The organism is Trueperella sp. LYQ143, assembly GCF_046599595.1.
Lineage (GTDB): Bacteria > Actinomycetota > Actinomycetes > Actinomycetales > Actinomycetaceae > Trueperella.
Genome location: NZ_JBKIWR010000034.1, coordinates 1 through 3,725 on the forward strand (window position 1 = coordinate 1; position 3,725 = coordinate 3,725).

Annotated in this window: 2 protein-coding genes; both read left to right on the forward strand. The window is 51.6% G+C overall.

The genetic code is table 11. The features are described from left to right. Positions 1–1,138, forward strand: a 1,138-nt coding sequence (locus ACLHIL_RS08915) for a VaFE repeat-containing surface-anchored protein (protein WP_411297608.1), incomplete at its 5' end; no start/stop codon positions are given. A gap of 929 nt (positions 1,139–2,067) precedes the next feature. Continuing rightward, positions 2,068–3,725, forward strand: a 1,658-nt coding sequence (locus tag ACLHIL_RS08920) for a Rib/alpha-like domain-containing protein (protein ID WP_411297609.1), incomplete at its 3' end; no start/stop codon positions are given.

Sequence of the window (3,725 nt, forward strand, 5' to 3'; positions counted from 1 at the left end):
GCCTGTGCCGTTGGCTGGTTCGTTGAAGACGACGGTTGATGTTGGTGGTAAGCGTGCGTCGGTGGATGCTCCGGTTGAGGTGGATGCGTCGGCTGCGGTGGATGTTGTGGATCATGTTGATTTTGCGGGTCTTGCTGCGGGTAAGGAGTATACGTTTGCGGGTCGTTTGATGGAGTTGGGTGCTTCGTCGGATGGTTCGGATGCGAAGGTTGTGGCTTCGGCGTCGGTGAAGAAGGTTGTTGATGGTGCTGATGGCACTGTTGATGTGGTTTTTGCTGGGGTGAAGTTGGAGCCGGGTAAGACGTATGTGGTCTTTGAGTCGGCGAGCTCGACGGAGAATCTTGTTGGTTCTGGGGATGGGGCTGGTCCGCATGTGGTCAAGCATGAGGATGCCTCGGATAAGTCTCAGACGGTGAAGGTTAAGCCCGAGGCGCCTGTGCCGTTGGCTGGTTCGTTGAAGACGACGGTTGATGTTGGTGGTAAGCGTGCGTCGGTGGATGCTCCGGTTGAGGTGGATGCGTCGGCTGCGGTGGATGTTGTGGATCATGTTGATTTTGCGGGTCTTGCTGCGGGTAAGGAGTATACGTTTGCGGGTCGTTTGATGGAGTTGGGTGCTTCGTCGGATGGTTCGGATGCGAAGGTTGTGGCTTCGGCGTCGGTGAAGAAGGTTGTTGATGGTGCTGATGGCACTGTTGATGTGGTTTTTGCTGGGGTGAAGTTGGAGCCGGGTAAGACGTATGTGGTCTTTGAGTCGGCGAGCTCGACGGAGAATCTTGTTGGTTCTGGGGATGGGGCTGGTCCGCATGTGGTCAAGCATGAGGATGCCTCGGATAAGTCTCAGACGGTGAAGGTTAAGCCCGAGGCGCCTGTGCCGCCTGCTCCGAATATTCCGGAAAAGCCAGGCAATCCGTCGCCTGATAAGCCCAGCAAGCCAGGTAATCCTGCGCCAAACACTCCGGAGAAACCGGGCAATCCGTCCCCCAATACTCCGCAGAAGCCAGGAACGCCTGAGGATGGCGAAGTGCTTGCTCATAGCGGCGCCGAAGTTATGGGAATGGGCCTTGCGGCGGTTCTCTTATCGGCTCTCGGAGGAGTATTCCTTGCTATTCGGGCTGCTCGTCGCCAGTACGCGCAGTAATTTACCTGCGAAACTCTAGGGCCTTGTTGAGGTTCTAGTGGTGAGGTAAAACCACCGAGGGGTGGGAGTGCATGTTTCTCACATGCTCTCCTGCCCCTCATGTGTTATCTGAGCTCCACAAGGCGATGTGGTATCGCACAATGTGTGCTGTAATTGCACGATTACCAGGTATTGAAAAATACTAGGAAATAATACGGAGAAGGATAGCGAAGTGGCAGCAAAAGAATAAATAAAACCTAAAAAGAACGCCTATTTTTTTACTCTAGCTACCTGGTGTTGTAGTACCTGCGGTTTTGCGTGCGGTGTAACGGTCTGTGTCCTGTGATTTCCCGGTATGAGTATATCTATGCTTTTCATGCGCTCCTGTCTTGTTGTTTCCGCGCTCGCAGAAGGTAATTATTCTCATTAGGAGTTAAGCGAACTATTTTATCTGACGCGAGTGTCAAATCCCGTCGCCAAGGTAATGAATTATCGACTATGCTGCTGACGGGTAAAACGGAAAAATAGTGTATGGTAGCACGGTTTGTGTAATGCTGTGCCTGCGTAAGTGAAACATATAAAGAGTTAACGTTCTTACCAGCATAAAAAAGATGCGATTTGTTTGGTTCAAATCTTATTTTACCCATGTGGTATAGCGCATAATTTTCTTGCGAAAATAAGTAAAAGTGCTGGTAGGAGCAGGTATTTCCACCTTGTGCGTATTACCATTTGAAAAGCAGTAGACACTAACAGTTGAAGCTGTAACAATGACGAGTGCAGAGGATACTTCTATCCAATGGAGGTAATAAGTGATTAGACGTTCCGCAAGGAAGTACGTTGCTGGTGTAGCAGCAGCGGCCGTGGCATTGTCCACGGGGCACTTCCTGCTACCAGGGGGGGCTGCGCCTGCGCAGGCTGCCGATCCTGGTAGTACTGTAAAAATTGGTGATGTGACCTATAAGCAGGGTCACGATTTCGGTACGCGCACTCACTATGGAGCTAGCTCCAATAGTGAAACTGCTCTAGCCGAAAAGAAATATGACTACATTAAGAACGGCGCTCAGATTATTCAGAAGAGTGAGCCTGATGACAAAGGCATGATCGAATGGGAAGCCGTTTTTAATCAAGGTCCGCTAGAGCCTGGCACAACAAATACCACGTATTGGGCCACTTCAGATCCTTGGTTCAGCATTATTGTTTCCAAGGGTTTGAAGCTTGATCCGGAGAATATCGGTATCACTGTTAACTGGAAGGAAGCCAAGGTAGAAAATCCGGCGGTTGTCGGCACAAGTACCGCCGTGGTTTCACTGGCAGGTAAACAGGGCGTAGATACTAAGGAAGAGTTGCGCCCATTGCTTCACCACACCACCGATGGCGATACGCAGTATCTGCGTAACGGCTTCTACCTAGTAGAGCAGCAAGATACGGATAATGATATTCATTCAGTTCGTATCATTAACACCTTCGGTAAGCAGTTTAGCTCCCTGGGTGCCTTTATCCGCCAGTCTTCGGAAATCCAGGCTTCTCCGTCTAACGAAGGTTCACAGCCGCGTCAGGGCGATATCTCTTTCTGGGATCGTTATGGCGATTCTTTCGGCCCTGAAGGCAAGTTCGGTGTGACTCACTACTGGGGTGAAGGTCACGTTGGTAGTGACTCCAACGGTGCTTCCGCCACGTTCTCGGTGAACTACAAGAACGGTGGCGAAACCGCTAAGCAGAACGCCGAAGTTCACATGGTGTTCCGCACTGTTCCTGATCCGGCCTACACCGGCGTACATGCAGAACCCTCTGTTGCAGCCGTGTACAAGTCCTTCGATCACAACGATAACTTCATCCGCGCTGACGTTCAGTACTTCGAGCCTATCGTCGTTCCGGCGAACGAAGAGTGGAAGAAGAAGCTGGGCACGGATGAGTACAAGGATCAGTACGTAAAGGTCACCCTTAACTCTGGCGACGGTTCCTTCAAGGAGACTGGCAATAAGACCGCCAAGACCAAGGAATACTACGTCAAGAAGGGCACCACAGGAGACGAATTCAAGGATCGTGTTCCTGCAAACGACCAGATCGTTCCTCCATCGGGTAAGAAGGTAGACAAGTGGGATCCGGCATTGCCGACTGGTGCTACGAAGATCGAAAGCGAAGGCACGTACACTGTGCTGTACACCGATGATGTCGCACCGACCACCGATCCGGTGATTGTTGTTGATGATCCGTCCAAGCCAACTCCTGAAGGTTACGTCCGTTTGACCTTCGATGCGAAGGAAGGCAAGTTCGGCGATGGTGCTGACGGTCAGCCTGTTACCAAGAAGTACCTGGATGTCAAGAAGGAACTGACGGGTAAGGAGCTGAAGGATTCTGGCAAGCTGCCGGCTAACCCGACAGCGGATGGCAAGACCTTCAAGGCTTGGGATCCGGCTCTGCCTGGCGATGGTGACAAGATCACTGCCGAGGGCACCTACGGTGCAACCTACGAAGTTACCGAGAAGGATGCGGAGAAGTACACGCCTGAGGTCGAGAATAAGTCGATCAAGAAGGGTGATCCGGTTCCGGCTGCTGGTGACATGATTAAGAACAAGGCTGATTTGCCGTCGGGTACGTCTTTTGAGTA